Source organism: Vagococcus sp. WN80Y (assembly GCF_059621045.1).
The window spans coordinates 1-15399 of record NZ_JCAQHY010000109.1; the positions used below are offsets into that span (position 1 = coordinate 1).

The window sequence follows — 15399 nt, forward strand, 5'->3', positions numbered from 1 at the left end:
CTGTTTCATTGCTTTCAACATACAATGGGAGTCTTGATTCGCCATCTTAATCGCAACGTATTTCCGTGTCTTTCGCTCTACAAACGTTGCTAAACAAGCTGATACACCACGTTTAGACAAATTTTAATACTCCGTACAGAATGGGGAAATTTGTTCAGGTAACTACTTCATATCCAAGTATTTCTTAGTGGTTCTAACGTAATGGATCATCGCTTTGGTAGTGGTGTCATAATTTGTTTTTCTCACGCGTGCTAAATTAGTCGCACTATTAGCTTTTCTTGTCTCGGAATCACGTGTAAACTCTCTTGAAAATGTTGAGGGATGTTGACCTAAACGAATCGCTATTTCAGATTGAGAAGTCCGTAGGATAACGATAACCAGGTCTTAATTTTACCGCAATCCTCTGATGATAAATGACTATATGACATAAATCACCTCGGTGTTAGTAGAAGACGTGTAAATGAATCACAGCAATCAATTACTGAAAATAGTTTAAGGGTGTTACACTTCAGTTTGATACGTAAGAGCGAAACAGTTAAAATGCATTAAATCATATACAGACAGGAGAATAATGGAGAGTATTATGAAAAAACACAAGAAAATAGTGATTGGTAGTGGGGTTATAATATTATTTACTCTATTATCTCTACTACTTATTCAATCAACAAATGACTTGAACACTGAAGGACTATTTGCTAATCCAACCAGTGAAATTATACTGGCTCCTGGTACGACTGAAGAGTTTATCGTACCAAAAGATTCAACATCTTCAGTTGAGACAGAGCTACCATCATTTACAAAAAACATGGTACAAAGCAATCAAAAGACAACAGGTTATAATAAATTAGGTATTGGTTCTACGATGACAGCTTATGATGATACAGTTTATGGATTTTCAATTAATAGTATTAATCAAGCCGTATTGCTAACGTATGAATCAGATTTTGCTAATTGGTACAAGAATCGTATCTCTCATTTTTCTCCTAAAGCAATGATTGTGAACTCGTCTAAAACTAATAATATTAGTTTTAGTTCACCAAGTTATTTTTATAGTCAATCAAACGCTATACCGATTAAGGGGTCATATGTAATTGATCCTTCACAATTAATTCCATATGGCTCGAATCTAAGTAACTACGCATACGGTAACACCTCATCAACCACTGAGCAAACAAATAGATTTTATATAATTAACAAAAATAGTGGTCAAGTATCTATTAACGGTTACAATGAGAATGGGCTGGGACCAAGTGCCCCAAACTCAAATTACCTAACAAGTAGTTTAGTTAAAGTAGATTCGATTTTTTATAATAGTCAACTTTTTCGATATGGGGGAAATTCCTTCGGGACAGCCCCTTCCAAATGGAATTATTTTGAAATTTATGGAATTAGTGGAAATACGCAAACATCACGTTGGGACTTCCCAGTGCCTTCATGGAGTAATGCATATGCTGGATTTTCAGACCCGAAAGAGTCTAAAAATTGGACAAATAGAGACTCTTTGCAGTTTATACAAGATCTTGAATCTATAAAAATAATCTCAGATAAAAATGGGAATAATACTCAGTATGTTGGTATCGTTAATTTTCGGCTTTATGACAGGTTAGACATCTATAGAAAAATGATAGTAAAATGGAGTAGTGATGGCAGTAGCGTTATAGAATATATTCATGCGCCCTTTAAAACGAAATTAAAAGTATTAGATGAGATTTCTGACGGAAACAATTACTATTATTTTGACGATAGCCCAATAACCAATAAACAAGGTACTTTCTATGCTTTAAAAAAACTGACACTAACCACTACAGGGAAAACGAATATTCAAACAGTGGCCATGTTTCCTCAGGGGAGTAATGTTCAGATTCGAAAGAACAGCAATAAATATACTTTTTTTGGACAAATATCAAAAGCAATTGGTTCATTTGAGAATAGGGTATCTGACAATGATATGGTTATAGGGATTTTAGATAGTAACTTTCAAGTAGAATCAGTATCAACAATTGCAGTAGCAGATGGGAAAATAAATTTACATTATTTAGAACAACAACCTGACGATCAATATTGGATTGCTGGCACCTCTACTTCACGTAGCTTTGCCTCTCCACCAGCTCAAGGATGGATTAATAAAATTCGTCCAGATATCGATTTTAGTTCCGTCTTTTCTGGTAAAATTAAAAAAAATACTGATTATAGTCCTTTAATATACGTTCCTGATACTATTCAAATAAATAATAATTTATCTGAAGATGCATTAAAAGAAATACTTTTAAAAGATGTTTCTGTATATGATCAATATGATTTTAGTGCTAACGCTATTTCAGGGGAAAAGAGTCAGACGTGGTTAGATAATAGAATTAATTTAAACCCATATAAAATATCATACAATTCCGACAATGAGACACTAGCAGATATTTCGGGAAACAACATAGATTGGCAATCTTTAGGCTATAATAAAATGACAGTGGGGCCCCAAGTTGTGACTTTTTTTGTGACAGATAGTCAAAAGCAAGCCTCTTCTACATCCTCTATAGTTAGTAACATTACAGATGAGACTATTATTAAAGATAAAAGCATGTTAGATGCTCATAATTTCAGCATACCTCTTGACGATATTAAAGCAGGTAAACTTGCAAATAATCAAAAAATTCGAGAGCTTGCTAAGGTCGTGGCATGGGAATCAGAGAGTACAACAGTTGTGGAAGATGCTTCTCAAGGGATTTATGATGATACTAAAGTGACATTCTCTAATGTTTCACAAGTAGACGCCATAAAAAATGCAACAGTTGCTAAACCCTATCCCCTAGATATACAATACAAAGGCTCTTCCACCGTTGCAAACCGCATTTGGGTGTTTGTCACAAATCCGAATACCGCTGTGGCTAATGACGTGGTGATCTACGCCGATGATTACGACCTTCCTTTATATGAAGCCAACGTTGCGACAGCTGAGTCACAGTTAAAAGCAGCTTGGGCACCCGCTAAAGGGACCTCTTCTCATGCGACCGTCTATGATTTTGTTAAACAACCGCAAACAGACACGTCACTGACACCGCTGACGAAAGGCGCTGATGGGACGACAAAAGGGCTGAGCCTGACCGCAACGAGTCAATCTGATTTAAGGGCTGTCACCACCACTACCACTGTTCCGAATGTGACCTTTATCTACACCGACGCGACAGGTAGGGCGACAGAAGTAAAAGTAACGGCAACGGTGGCAAACAGCCCCGTTAAGATTCATTATCAAGGGGTTATCCAGTCACCCAATCCTGAGATTGTCGTGCCAACCAGTCTAGTAGGGGGCAGTCGCACCCTTAATACACCGACTATCAGTGGCGCAACGACGACGAGTCAACAGCTTAATTTAACTGGCCCCGCTAAGGCTGGGATTCATGGGGATTACGCGGAACTTAAGCTCACGATGTCAGTCGATCATTGGTATGTCTTACTCGAGTCAATTGCGCCTGAGTATTATACCTTGAGTGGTTATGAATTAACCACAGGTCCCACAAAACCGACTCATTCTGGCACAGCGATTCAAACAGGTGAGCTCATCTTTGATGGGCGAACACAGGATGAGGTCTGGGTCACGATGTACCTAACACCAAGTATTGCCAGCACCTCGTCCCCTGATTATTATGGATGGAATTATGGTAAAACAGGTGATTATGCCATTGTGCCGTAAACAGAAAGGACGAGAACGGAATGAGTAATGATGCCATCATGACAAAACGAGTGCCTCATAAACGAAAAAGCTCGAAAGAGAGGGAGCTGCCGCCCACCATGGGGAAACGTTTCTTAGCTCTTGTCTGGAATGTCTTGTTTTATGTGATCTTTTTGTCCATTTTACTAGGAGCCTTACTGTTTAATTTCAACGATTCGCCAGAAAAGTCATTTTATGGCTATCGGTTTATGACAGTCAAAACGAATTCAATGGCGGCCCATCCTGATAAGCCCGACTTAACAGACGGCTTTAATGCCGGAGACATGATCATAGTGAAACAAGTCAAACCGGATACGTTGAAGCCTAAAGACATTATCACCTTTTATCCCGTAGCTGGGAACACGGACGCCTATCTGACTCACCGAGTGATTGAGAGCGACACCCCTGTGATGAATGAAAAGGGAGAAGAGGTGGCGGGACTGACCACACAGGGAGACGCGAATAATAACGCGGATATCCCGATCCAGCACACACAAGTAGTGGGCAAGGTCATTGGCCATGTTGCCAATGTGGGCCTGATGATTCAATTTGTTCGAGATAATTTAGTAGTGGTAGTGGTGTTAATCAGCAGTCTCTTTTTAGTGATCACCACCATTAAATATTATTTAAGCATTCCTCAGGTTGAGCGACAGGCTTATCAGCGTTCTTCCAAGAAACGAAAAAGTAGAACGTCCAAAGGACGTCAAACTAACTAGTGTTATAACGCTCCACGTGAGCTTATAAAAAAATAAAACAGAACATAGGAGGTTTTTTTCAATGAATTTTTATGGAAAAAATAAACAGAAAAAGAAAAAAGCAATTGTGGCATTATCGGTGTTAGCGCTCGTCACATTACTTGCAGGCACATTTGCTTGGTCGAGCTACACCGAATGGAAACAAAATCACATGCAATCTCGTGGGTTTGAAACAGGGGAAGTCACGATTTCAGAGAAGTTTCCAGACAAAGAAGTGAAACCAGGAGGAACCTTAAACAAAGAGGTAAACGTGGTTAATTCCTCTGATAGTAACGTGTTTGTGCGGATTTCCTTTGAAGAGATGCTACATAAATTAAAAAATGGCGCCCTAACAAAAGGGTATGACGTCTTAGCTAATGCTAAATTCCCTGTCATCATTGACCACACAGAATACACAGGGGCTGGTTGGGTAGATGAGACCGCCAATCTGTTAATTGATGGCGCCGCTCCTACTAAAGAACAAGCCTCAGATGTGGGCTATAAACTCTATGTCAATGGCACCAAAACGGCGTTAGTTTATGTGCGTGAAGCGAAAAAAGCGATGTTCCCTAAAAACTTTGATTTTACCACCAGCTCGACACAAATCCCGGTTTATTCAGGTACCTTTGCCGCTGATACGGCTCAAGTCGCGCAAAAAGTTGTCGGAACAAGTGTTAAATTAGCTACCAATCAATATGACTTTAAGACCCAAGCTAAAGGGGGCGATTTGAATTACTTTGGATACGGTCAAGAGTTAGATGCCGCAGCTGAGGCGAACTGGGCAGGCGATCCAATTAAATTAGGAACCACCGCAACCAAACCAGCTGATCCAACAAAATCTAATCTAGATGGCAGCATCGTATTTGCGATGGCCAATGTTGGCACAAATCCAGCAAGCATTGCGGCTAAAGATTGGTTCTACAATGCCACTGATGGTTATTTCTACTACACGAAAAAATTAGAACCAAGTCAAACAACGGACAGCTCTGTGCTACAATCAGTGACGTTTCCTGGAGCGGCTGGAACGGATGAAACCTACGGCATGGCTGCCTATGATTTATGGGTGGGCTTAGAAGCGATTCCGTCTTATTTAGAATCAATGGAAGCCGCTGTTGACCCTGCCCAAGCTGGAAAAGGCGCTGGCGGTTGGGGCTTAACGAAAACAGACCCCATCTATGTGTACTTTGCGACGATCGCAGACGCTCAATAACCACTAAAAGGAGGGCATGAAGAATGCCAAATCATCAACGAATCAGGCTGATCATCCGTGTCTTCTGCCTTCTAATAGGACTCTTTTTAGGAGGGGCCTCTGTCGTGTCAGCGACGGAGATCCTTCCTAAGGGGGTTATTGTGGGGGATGACACAGGCTTACAAGTTGGCGAAGATGGGAAATACTTTGTGGCGCACACGGATATTAAACCAGGCTTGACCTTTAAAAAAGACATCACCATTAGCAACTATGCCCAACAAGCGGGGAGCTATACCTTACGGATGGACATGAAAGCAGACGCCGTCAGTGGTCAGGTGAATCTTTTAAAAGCGATGACCGTCACCTTAGAGTTAGCAGGAAAAACGGTGTATGAAGGAGACCTAGCAGGCACGCCCTCCTCACCGCTTTATCAGTTACCAGTAGAATTAGGGACCTATGCAACAGGAGAAACCGGTCAGTTGACTGCGACGTTCACCGTCTCCAGTGACCTGCCAAAGGAAGAGTGGCAACGCCCTAGCAGTGCGGACTTTTATTGGGTTTTTTATGCCACCAATGAAACAGACCCTGCCCCACCTAAAAAGAAGCAGCCCACGGGCCCGCTGCTCCCTCAAACAGGGGAAGAATGGCGCTGGCTACTGATAGGCCTTGGCATGGGAGTGTTACTGATAAGTCTTGTTCTTTATCTAACCAGACGTTATCAAAGAAGACCTTAACCATACGACACGATTGTATGGTTTCATGAATTGATGCTTCGGAGTCAATTGATGAAACTGTGGAATAATGAGGAGGAAGTGAGTCACTATGACACGAAAACAACGAACAGTACGGGGGCTATCGTTACCCAAGAATAAAGTGTTCTTTGGGAGCTTTATGGCCCTTATCACCTTTGTCCTACTGATTAATGCGACCTTTGCTTGGACCAGTTATGCTAAGTGGTTACACAATCACATGCAGAGTCCGAGAGAAAAAGATATTCGATTAGCGGTACAAGGGGCGTTATCAGGGAATACCTTGACTCAAACGACCCCGCTTTCTCCAAAGGTGACGGTTAAAAACATCGGAGAGGCACCTGCGTTTATTCGAGTGAGTTTGGAAGAGGTCTTGCTTACCTTGGCTGTTGACACCACTGATCAGTCAGGCAATGGCCATTTAGCGGAGTATACAGGATTAGACAGTTTGCCAGAGGTGAAGCGAGATAGCCCGTCTACTTGGCAGATTAACGGTCGGTACACCCCAGATAGTCTGGTTTATTATGAAACAAACGCCATGAGTACTTACAAGTATCGCCAATCAGAAATCAGTCGGCCAGCGACTCTTAATTATTTGGCTTATACGTGGGGCATCATCGATCCCGCCTCGCCGCCTCTGAGTGGGTATTGGTTGTATCAAGAGATAGGTGGAAAAGGGTATTATTTTTATTCTCAAGCCGTTCAACCAGGGGACCAGACAACGGTGTTGGTCGATCAGGTGCGCTTAGACCCCCATGCCCCTAACTGGCTCAAAGGCAGTTTGTACCGAGTAGACGTTCAAGCAGAGGGAGGGCAAGTCAATGAAGGCGTCTATGCCGATTGGCGTATCCCTCAAGTGACGGGGAATCCCGTGTATGATCGCTATGAAACCGTGATAGGAGGTGGAGCATGATGTGGAAAAAAGGCCGATTCCCACTTAAGCTGACCTTAGTCTTTTTATTGGGCACGTATCTCTTATGCCTCAGTGTCTCGTTTCCAGAAACGAACGCCTACTTAAAGGACCAACAGCTTAGTCCACAACTTAATGAACTTGGTGACTTAAAAGTGGGCTTGATAGATACAGGATCAACGACGACGACGAATCTTCCCGCAGGAACCACAGTGCCACGAACGGTGAAGGTTCATAATCAGGGAGACGAAGACCTATTTGTTCGTGTGCTGCTTCATCCGATGTTGACAGACAAGGCGACCGTTCTTAAAGAGGTGACTGTCTCTGATGTGGTGGTCGATTTAAATTCGAGTGAGTGGCAAGAAGGAACCGATGGGTATTATTACTATCTGAAACGATTAACGCCCCTCAGTCCAACGAACCAGACGACGTTATTTACCACTCTCAAAGGAGGCCCTAATATGGTCACCCAAGATCGCCTTCAGTTAGTCATGAAAGTTGAGGCGATTACGGTTCGTGAGGAGGCGTATCGCCAAGCATGGTGGCAGGGCGTGACCCCGACGTCAGGGAAGTTGAAGCAGATAGATGAGACCCTAGCCCCATTAAGTGAGGGGCCTTAATGAGGGAGGGTCAGAGTGAGATAGGAGAGTCTATAAACGATGAAAATTGGTTATTTTTGCGTCACCTCATCAGAAGAAAAGCGTCCCTATCATGACCAGTTGAAACAACAGGGAGCCCGCGTGTTTTTTCATGAGGTGAAACAGCGAGCAGAGACATCATGGAAAGAGCGCCCCACCTTGGCAGAAGCCCTAGATATGGGCGGAAGAGGCGACAAGCTTCTGTTGTTTCGATTGGCAGATATTAGCCATCAACCTGAGGAGTGGCTGACTTTTTTAGATGAGCTAGTAGAAAGAGGGATCGAGCTAGAGGTCTTGGCGTATCCAAGGATTCAGGTAACAGAGTGGGTTCACTTAATGAAGTGGATGCAGGAAATTCCGCAACACGTTAAAGGAGAGATTAAAATTATTGGCATTCAGCCCGAAAGTGAGGCCGATCGTCAGCTATATCGTGGGCTAGCCTCAGATGCCGATGGCAGACGACTGTATTGGCAAGTGTTCAGTGAGTTGGTTGCCAATCGCTCCATTAGACGAACCGCCAGACGTTACCATCTTTCCAGAGGAACCGTCTACCGAATCAGTCAACAGGTCAAACAGGCCAAGCAGGTCTTATGGCTAGCAGGGACTTTTTTGATGACCATGTTAGGGCTACAAATTGCCCGCCATTACACAGAGAGTCTGTGGCTTCAAGGACTGATTGGCTTAGCTGCCACGATCCTGTTGGTTTATTTTACTTATTCAGATATGAGAGAAGAGGATTAAATGAAAGAAAACGTAAGGAGGACAGTCAGATGCTGGCACCTGCCGTGATAGGGTATACCGTTCGATCGTCCTCAGACACGGATTATCACCAATTAATGCAACAAGGCCACTGTCAGGAGGTCATTGTGGCGACTCATCACCTCGATTATTATGAGCAGTTTGAAGCGTTTTTACTGACTCATAAAGATCAACACCTTGTGGTCGTCTCGTATCAAAGTATGGGCCTACAGTTAAATCAGCTACTTCCTGCCCTTCAATTAATTCACGATCATCAGATCAGGTTTGACATTATGGAGAACCCATTGAGCTCCTCCGCCCTTTTTTTAGAATTTCTGTATGAATTGGCCAAACAAGAGAAAGAAGTCATTAGCTGGCGAACTCGTATTGGGTTAGAGAAGGCTCAGCTTAAGGGCATTGTCGGAGGGCGGCCGACGATTGAGCGTCAAACGATTCGACGGATTCAACGCCTTCATCAGACCCAACGGAAAACCCTACGAGAAATTTCTCTTGAGTGTGGCGTGTCCTTAGGAACCGTTCATAAATATACGAAGCAGGTGACATCGAGCAAAGATGAGCCATAAATTGGAAATAAAGGAAAGACAATCATGAAGAAAAAACGACTCTCTTATGAGGAATATGACCGTCTCAAAGAGTCACTAAAAGGACTGGATTGGACGTGGCACCTGTATCAAGACCGGTATCCAGATGGGTGGTATGACTTCAAGTATTCGTCTCGTTTACGCCGGTTCATAGAAGGGGAGATCGACGAGGTATTGTTGTCACAGGTGAGACACAATCGATTTTTCAAGCGAATGATCGTGCCCGAGCCCGTTTATAACGAGATCAAAGAGTTTACCACCATTCATCGTGAACTACAAGACGTGCTCACTCATCCGATTGATACAGGCACGACAAGGGGTCAATTAGATACGAAGAAAGACTGAAAGGACTGTGACCAATGACAGTATATGGATATGTAAGAAAAGGATTTCCTCACAATGAAATCGAACAAGTTAAGTGCCTCATGGCCTATAATTGTGACGAATTATTTATTGAAAATAGTTCCTTGTTAGAGGAAAGTGAATTAGCCAAGCTACTAGAAATCTTACAAGCAAACGATCAGGTCATCGTGATGACGCTGCAAGTATTTGGGAAAGGATTGCGTGGCTTGAAGCCTCTTATGACCCTATTCCAAGAAAAGACGATTCGGTTTATTAGTAGAGACGATCAAATCGATACCTCCACCAATCCCTCTTTTTACGAGGTGTTTAACCTCTTATTAGAAACAGACGCAAGGTGTCGAAGTACGCGGATGAAAGAAAACATTGACCTTGCCCGTCAAGGAGGCCGCGTGATTGGCCGTCCGACGATTGATGATCAAATCATTGACCGAATCAGTTTTTTATACCATGAACAAAAATGGTCCATGCGCCAAATTGCCACGGAGTGTGGCGTCTCATTGGGAAGTGTCTATAAGTATACGCAACAAGAAGAGGGCGCCAAAAATAGAGCCGAGCTAAAGGCAACTTAATAAGAAAGAGGCATGTGATGGCGATATATGGGTATGTCAGACAACAGGCACCTTTACCTCTTAATGATCAATTAAAAATCGTCTCAGATTATAATTGTGAGGCGATTTTTATTGAGCCTAAAAGAAAAGGGAAACAAGCAGAATTTGAGCGACTGGCCAATCAGCTTGTCCCAGGAGATACAGTGGTGATAGCCAGTGTGCATGTGTTTGGGGAAGACTTTAAGACAATAAAAAGGCGGTTTGCGCAACTTCAAAAGAAGCAAGTCGAGATTATGAGTTGGAGTCATCAGTTACGTCTGAATCATTATTAGATGTGACAGAGAATTATTTATGGACTTCTTACCATTTTTAACTAGAGGCAGATCGGCACGGAATCGGTCTTTTTCTTAGGTTATGGTACAGAGTTGGAGCAGAGATGTGGCATTGTTTCGCAATGGTACTGACAGATAAATCAGTTTCAAGATACAACTTGATGGCTTGATTGACCTCTAGGGTTCGACTGGGTCGTCCTAGTGTTGTTCCCTTTTCTCTAGCCGCCTCTAAGCCGGCGGTAACGCGTTCCCGAATTAACGCCGCCTCCATCTCGGCAAAGGCACTCATGACAGTAAAGAAAAAGCGACCCATCGGAGTAGAGGTATCGATGTTGTTTTGAATGCTGACAAAATTAATTTGCCGTTCTTCAAAGCTTTTAAGTAGCTGTAATAATTGATTCGTTCCTCTAGCAAGTCGGTCCAATTTAAAAATCACAAAGGTGTCACCCGGCTATAAGGCGGTGAGAGCCTTGTTCAGCTCAGTTCGAACAGGCTTACGCCCACTTTCAAATTCTTTATAAAGATAGTCAACCCCATAGGATTTAAGGGCTCGTTCTTGAGAATCAAATTTTTGATGATGAGTGTTAACACGCATATAACCGATAATTGACATAAAAACTCTCTCCTGTTTCATTAAAATTTTAGAGGCTAGTGGGTGACTTAACAAATGATCAACTAACGAGGGATATTAATAGGAAGGGGAAATAGAATCAGTCTCCTCTTTTATGGGGGGAAGCTAGTGTTCAAAAAAAGATTTAAAAAAATCTTGACAAGTCTTATAGACTCTAAATCGCATTATATCAAGCCTGAGAGACGATTTAAAACTGAAAGGAAGTGCCAAATCCATGTCACTATATGGTAAGCGGGTAATAAAAACACGGCTATAAAATAAAGGGACCTCCGTCTATACTTGAACTATCAAGTTAAAACGGAGGTTCTATTATTGAAGAAAGAAAACTCAATTGTGCCAGTTATCTTAACGGATGCATCAAAACCACAACCATCAAATTTGGCGCAGAAACCAAAATTAGCCTGTCAGTTAAAAATTAATCAGACAGAATTAAGTGTCTACAACGGTGCTAACCACTATATTGAAAGAACTACACCATGTTGATTAATTACAGTCAGGTTAAACATATTTTCATTGTGTGTGGTAAAACCGATATGCGACGTGGCATCGATGGTCTCGCAAGTCTTATTTCTGATACGTATAATTTAGATTTATTTGATGATGCGATATTCTTATTTTGTGGCGGTAAAACAGATCGCTTTAAGGCATTGTATTGGGATCAGAATGGGGTTATTCTACTTTACAAGCGGTTAGAGTCAGGTAAGCTTCAGTGGCCTAGAAAGACAGAGGAAGTTAAGTCACTCACTAGTCAAGAGTTAAGATGGCTTCTCGAAGGATTATCTCTTCAACAGCCGAAGGCTTTAAGACCATCGCAACCAGGTAAAATTAATTAAAGATAAAGCTAATTTTATGTTTAGCTTTATTTTTGTTTATGGTACAATTTTAAAAATAAAAGGATGGTGACGCTAGATGGAAGAATTAGTAAAAGTATTGACTAAACAGAATAAGCATTTAATAGCACAAGTTGAAGCACAAGCAGAACAAAACAAACTTCTCAACGAACAACTTGCCTATTTGACACAAAAATTATTTGGGACCTCTAGCGAAAAAACACCAAATGACGGTCAGCTTTCACTCTTTGAAGACCAAGAGGTTTTCAAGAAGCGGAGCCAACCGAAGTAGAAACCGTCGAGGAAATTACCTATCGACGTAAAAAGAAAAAGGGCCATAAAACAGCTTTACTTAAAGACTTACCCGTTGAAGAAGTTCAATTTATTCCTGCCTCATTAAAAAAGAAGGTTTATATTGAGCATAGCTATGAATGTAGTGCTTGTCGAAAGACGGACATACATGTCATTAAACGAGCACAAGCTCCGAAACCCGCTTTACAAAGAAGTTTTGCCGGTCCAAGTGTTCTCGCTTGGTTATTCCATCAAAAATACGAGTTGAGTTTACCGCTTTATCGTCAAGAAAAAGAATGGCAACAATACGGTATCCAAGTCACGCGTAAAACGTTAGCGAATTGGATTATCTGCTCCTCACAAGACTGGTTAGAACCCATCTACAATCGTCTACGTCACACATTAAATAAAGAAGAAGCCATTCATGCGGATGAGACTCCCTATCAAATTTTGAAGCGACCAGACGGTCGTCCGGCAACATCTGATGCGCGCATCTGGTTATTTCAAACAATTGACTCTTGCCTTAAGCCAGTCATTTATTACTATTCTTCTTTGACATGTTCTCGTCGCAATCTAGAAGAGGCGTTAGATACCTATCAAGGTTATATTCATTGTGATGGCTATTCAGCCTATCAGAATATGGACAACTTTGAAGTTGTCACCTGTTGGGCCCACGTAAGGCGGAAGTTTTTTGAAGCTGGGGATGAACGTGGAATGGCAGCTGTCGGTAAAAGTTATTGCGATCAGCTATTCGTTTTGGAGAAACAATTCAAAAATCTATCTCCGACAGAACGAAAAAAACAACGACACAAACAGTCTCTCCCCTTATTAAATGAGTTTTGGGAATGGTTGTCTTCTTTTCCTGTCATCGTTAAAAGCAAACTTGGTACTGCGATGCTTATAAGCAGCGACTAAAAAAAGAATTGATGTCTTTTTTAGACGATGGAGGCCTAGTCTTATTCAATAATTTGGCCGAACGGTATATTCGTCCTCTGACTATCGGTCGGAAAAATTTCATGTTTTCAACAAGTGTCGCAGGAGCGAAAGCAAATTGCGTGGCGTACACGTTGATTGAAACAGACAAAGCCAATGGCTTAAATGCGTTTAAGTATCTCACACACTTATTTGAAGCATTGCCCAATCTAGATTTTTTTAGACGGCCAAAATTATTAGAGGTTTATCTTCCTTGGGCTGACCGCATTCAATTAGAGTGTAAATAATAACGAAACCCCCTTAATAATTGGAATTGTATCCCAATTATTAAGGGGGTTTCGTTATTTGTGTACCCGTCATTTAATTACTCGCTTACAAAATATCTTAGTGACAATCAGAATGACTGATAATCGCCAAGATATTTTATGCCGTTAGGAGCTTATAGTTGCTAATACATAGAGAAGTACTAGGTGTGCAGGATAAAAAGCATAGAAAAACCATTTCATTTTTTTTCCTTCTTGTCCATTGTACCAATAAATTAAGATGGCTGAAAAAATCATCATCCATTGAATATTGGTAGAAAATAATCCAGAAAAATTGAATCCTGTAGAAAGAAGAGCTGCTATAAGTAATGTTGCTATTTGCCTCCAGCGATGGTCTCGTACTATATATAAAACAAGTCCCAGTACTAAGAAAAAGGGGCCGCCTTCAACTAAGAAGATGCTAGGGAAAAAGAGATTCATGGTCAATGCCAATTGAATCGTGGAATCACTCTCAATCAAAAGTAAATTAATGAAAGAGTATAGGAACAAACCAATAATAATAGAGCTTCCAATAACAATAGAGGAATATTGTTTAGTCTGCCTTCCTTTCTTTAACCAGTCATAAGTAATCATCAATAGGGCTGCCAGAAAAAGAGTGCCAAAAATATTATTGACTAAGATAATATTATCATTAGGCAACAACCTAGGAAGGTATCGATTAATTAGCGACATTATCCAATAGCCAATCAGAAGGTTCCTCAAATAAGTCAATCTATTTTTAGTGTAATGAACGCCTTCGGCACTTAGGAATAAAAAAATAGGGGCAACAATTCTGCCAGCCATTGTCAACCAAATTGGGATAAGATCAGCTCCCCACATTTGATGAATATGGTCTAACACCATTAAGACGATACCAATGAGTTTTAAGTGAAACGCGGATAATCTTTTTGTCAAAGCTAACTGCCTTCTTTCAGAGAACTGTAACTGAGACTCTCTAGTTATTTTAATTATGGAACTAGTATATCATTTAATTAAATGGAGTACTAATCAAATTGCCAATTTATAACGTGAATTTTTTCTTTTTGGGAGATGTCACTATTAACTGAGTGAGACAACAGAGTAAGATTTTCTTTCCAGTTAACCATTCGTTTGTTGGACATCCTTTCGTTTTAATTTCAACTCTATATTTAGCCCTAAAAAAATTATCCCCAAAACGTTAGCATTTTGATTTAGCTTTTGGGGTGGTACAATTCCACTCTTTTTTGTTATATTAATTAGTTTGACAGTGAATTTTAGCAGAATGTCGTAGTGATAGGGGCGAGGTACATTTATGAGTTATTTATTAAGTAAAAATAGTTGAAAAGTGGTAAGTTAGAAACTAAACGGGGAATTTCACTAATATAGTCCAGTTGAAGCTTGATTATGTCTCTTCTTAGAGTGAGGGCTTTTTTCAATACTAGTGTAATGATATATTAAAACATATGGGGGCAGTTCACCTCCGTTTATGGAGTTCTTTTTTTAGGTAAGCCATAACAGTTTTCTACTAAAAAACCTTCTAATCACAGACGTTAACGAAGAGGAAATTTAATAAATGATGTTATTTAATAAAAAAAGGTATTGACAGCGTTTTCGTTTAATTGTACACTGTGGGCGTTAGGAACGACCCAGACAATTACATACAAACCATTGGCTACTATCTCCGGGGCGGGAACCCCAGAGTTAGTATGAAGCCTTGACCAATCAGAACAAACCTGACTAATCAAGCACCAATAGGCTAACGCCGAAGCGCTAACACCTTTCATTATACGTAACCTTGACTTGTTTTTCTAGTCTTTTTTAAGTTGCGACTAACAGAGGGGCAGATGAGAACTCATCGAGCGGCTTATTTACGGCTGGATTCTATCCATTTTTAGCGACTATTGAAGCGATATTAGACATGACGTCTGAT

The 15399-nt window shown here is 41.1% G+C and carries 15 protein-coding genes and 2 pseudogenes; 15 read left to right on the forward strand and 2 right to left on the reverse strand.

Annotated elements, in window-relative coordinates; genetic code table 11:
* Positions 1-583: 583 nt before the first annotated feature.
* From AC5KOD_RS04080 to AC5KOD_RS04130, 11 genes are all read left to right on the forward strand, one after another.
* On the forward strand, positions 584-3682 hold the full coding sequence (locus AC5KOD_RS04080) for a hypothetical protein (RefSeq protein WP_496913260.1): 3099 nt from the start codon (positions 584-586) through the stop codon (positions 3680-3682).
* A gap of 20 nt (positions 3683-3702) precedes the next feature.
* Entirely contained in the window at positions 3703-4416 is a 714-nt protein-coding gene (locus tag AC5KOD_RS04085; protein WP_496913261.1) for a S24/S26 family peptidase, read from the forward strand.
* A gap of 61 nt (positions 4417-4477) precedes the next feature.
* Positions 4478-5644 (forward strand): hypothetical protein, encoded by a 1167-nt coding sequence (locus AC5KOD_RS04090; RefSeq protein WP_496913262.1) that lies wholly within the window; start codon positions 4478-4480, stop codon positions 5642-5644.
* A gap of 23 nt (positions 5645-5667) precedes the next feature.
* A complete protein-coding gene (locus AC5KOD_RS04095; RefSeq protein ID WP_496913263.1) occupies positions 5668-6357 on the forward strand; it encodes an LPXTG cell wall anchor domain-containing protein in 690 nt (229 codons plus the stop codon).
* 88 nt (positions 6358-6445) lie between these two features.
* Positions 6446-7285, forward strand: a complete 840-nt coding sequence (locus AC5KOD_RS04100; RefSeq protein WP_496913264.1) for a hypothetical protein — start codon at positions 6446-6448, stop codon at positions 7283-7285.
* The gene (locus AC5KOD_RS04105) at positions 7282-7902 is read left to right on the forward strand and encodes a hypothetical protein (protein ID WP_496913265.1); all 621 of its coding nucleotides are present in this window, start codon (positions 7282-7284) and stop codon (positions 7900-7902) included. The genes AC5KOD_RS04100 and AC5KOD_RS04105 overlap by 4 nt, the downstream gene beginning before the upstream one ends.
* A 39-nt stretch (positions 7903-7941) precedes the next feature.
* Entirely contained in the window at positions 7942-8661 is a 720-nt protein-coding gene (locus tag AC5KOD_RS04110) for a hypothetical protein (RefSeq protein ID WP_496913266.1), read from the forward strand.
* 29 nt (positions 8662-8690) lie between these two features.
* Positions 8691-9242 (forward strand): hypothetical protein, encoded by a 552-nt coding sequence (locus tag AC5KOD_RS04115; RefSeq protein ID WP_496913267.1) that lies wholly within the window; start codon positions 8691-8693, stop codon positions 9240-9242.
* 24 nt (positions 9243-9266) lie between these two features.
* Positions 9267-9605 (forward strand): hypothetical protein, encoded by a 339-nt coding sequence (locus AC5KOD_RS04120; protein WP_496913268.1) that lies wholly within the window; start codon positions 9267-9269, stop codon positions 9603-9605.
* 14 nt (positions 9606-9619) lie between these two features.
* Positions 9620-10192, forward strand: coding sequence for a recombinase family protein (locus AC5KOD_RS04125; RefSeq protein WP_496913269.1), 573 nt, complete (start codon positions 9620-9622; stop codon positions 10190-10192).
* A 17-nt stretch (positions 10193-10209) separates the two neighbouring features.
* Positions 10210-10503 carry a recombinase family protein gene (locus AC5KOD_RS04130; protein WP_496913270.1) on the forward strand — a complete coding sequence of 98 codons (294 nt, stop codon included), beginning with the start codon at positions 10210-10212 and terminating at the stop codon, positions 10501-10503.
* 37 nt (positions 10504-10540) lie between these two features.
* Here the strand turns inward: AC5KOD_RS04130 and AC5KOD_RS04135 are convergent.
* Positions 10541-11137 (reverse strand): annotated as a pseudogene (locus tag AC5KOD_RS04135) (recombinase family protein).
* Between the two features lie 309 nt (positions 11138-11446).
* On the opposite strand from AC5KOD_RS04135, the gene AC5KOD_RS04140 reads away from it, so the two are divergent.
* The 4 genes and pseudogenes from AC5KOD_RS04140 to tnpC all read left to right on the forward strand — a co-directional run bounded on the left by AC5KOD_RS04140 (position 11447) and on the right by tnpC (position 13475).
* A complete protein-coding gene (locus tag AC5KOD_RS04140) occupies positions 11447-11617 on the forward strand; it encodes a hypothetical protein (RefSeq protein WP_496913271.1) in 171 nt (56 codons plus the stop codon).
* The gene (gene tnpB, locus AC5KOD_RS04145; RefSeq protein ID WP_496913272.1) at positions 11611-11967 is read left to right on the forward strand and encodes an IS66 family insertion sequence element accessory protein TnpB; all 357 of its coding nucleotides are present in this window, start codon (positions 11611-11613) and stop codon (positions 11965-11967) included. Before AC5KOD_RS04140 ends, tnpB begins: the two co-directional genes overlap by 7 nt.
* Positions 11968-12043: 76 nt before the next feature.
* Positions 12044-12256 (forward strand): transposase domain-containing protein, encoded by a 213-nt coding sequence (locus tag AC5KOD_RS04150; RefSeq protein WP_496913273.1) that lies wholly within the window; start codon positions 12044-12046, stop codon positions 12254-12256.
* 14 nt (positions 12257-12270) lie between these two features.
* Positions 12271-13475, forward strand: a pseudogene (gene tnpC / locus AC5KOD_RS04155) (IS66 family transposase).
* A gap of 144 nt (positions 13476-13619) precedes the next feature.
* Here the strand turns inward: tnpC and AC5KOD_RS04160 are convergent.
* The gene (locus AC5KOD_RS04160; protein WP_496913274.1) at positions 13620-14405 is read right to left on the reverse strand and encodes a TraX family protein; all 786 of its coding nucleotides are present in this window, start codon (positions 14403-14405) and stop codon (positions 13620-13622) included.
* Between the last annotated feature and the right edge of the window lie 994 nt (positions 14406-15399).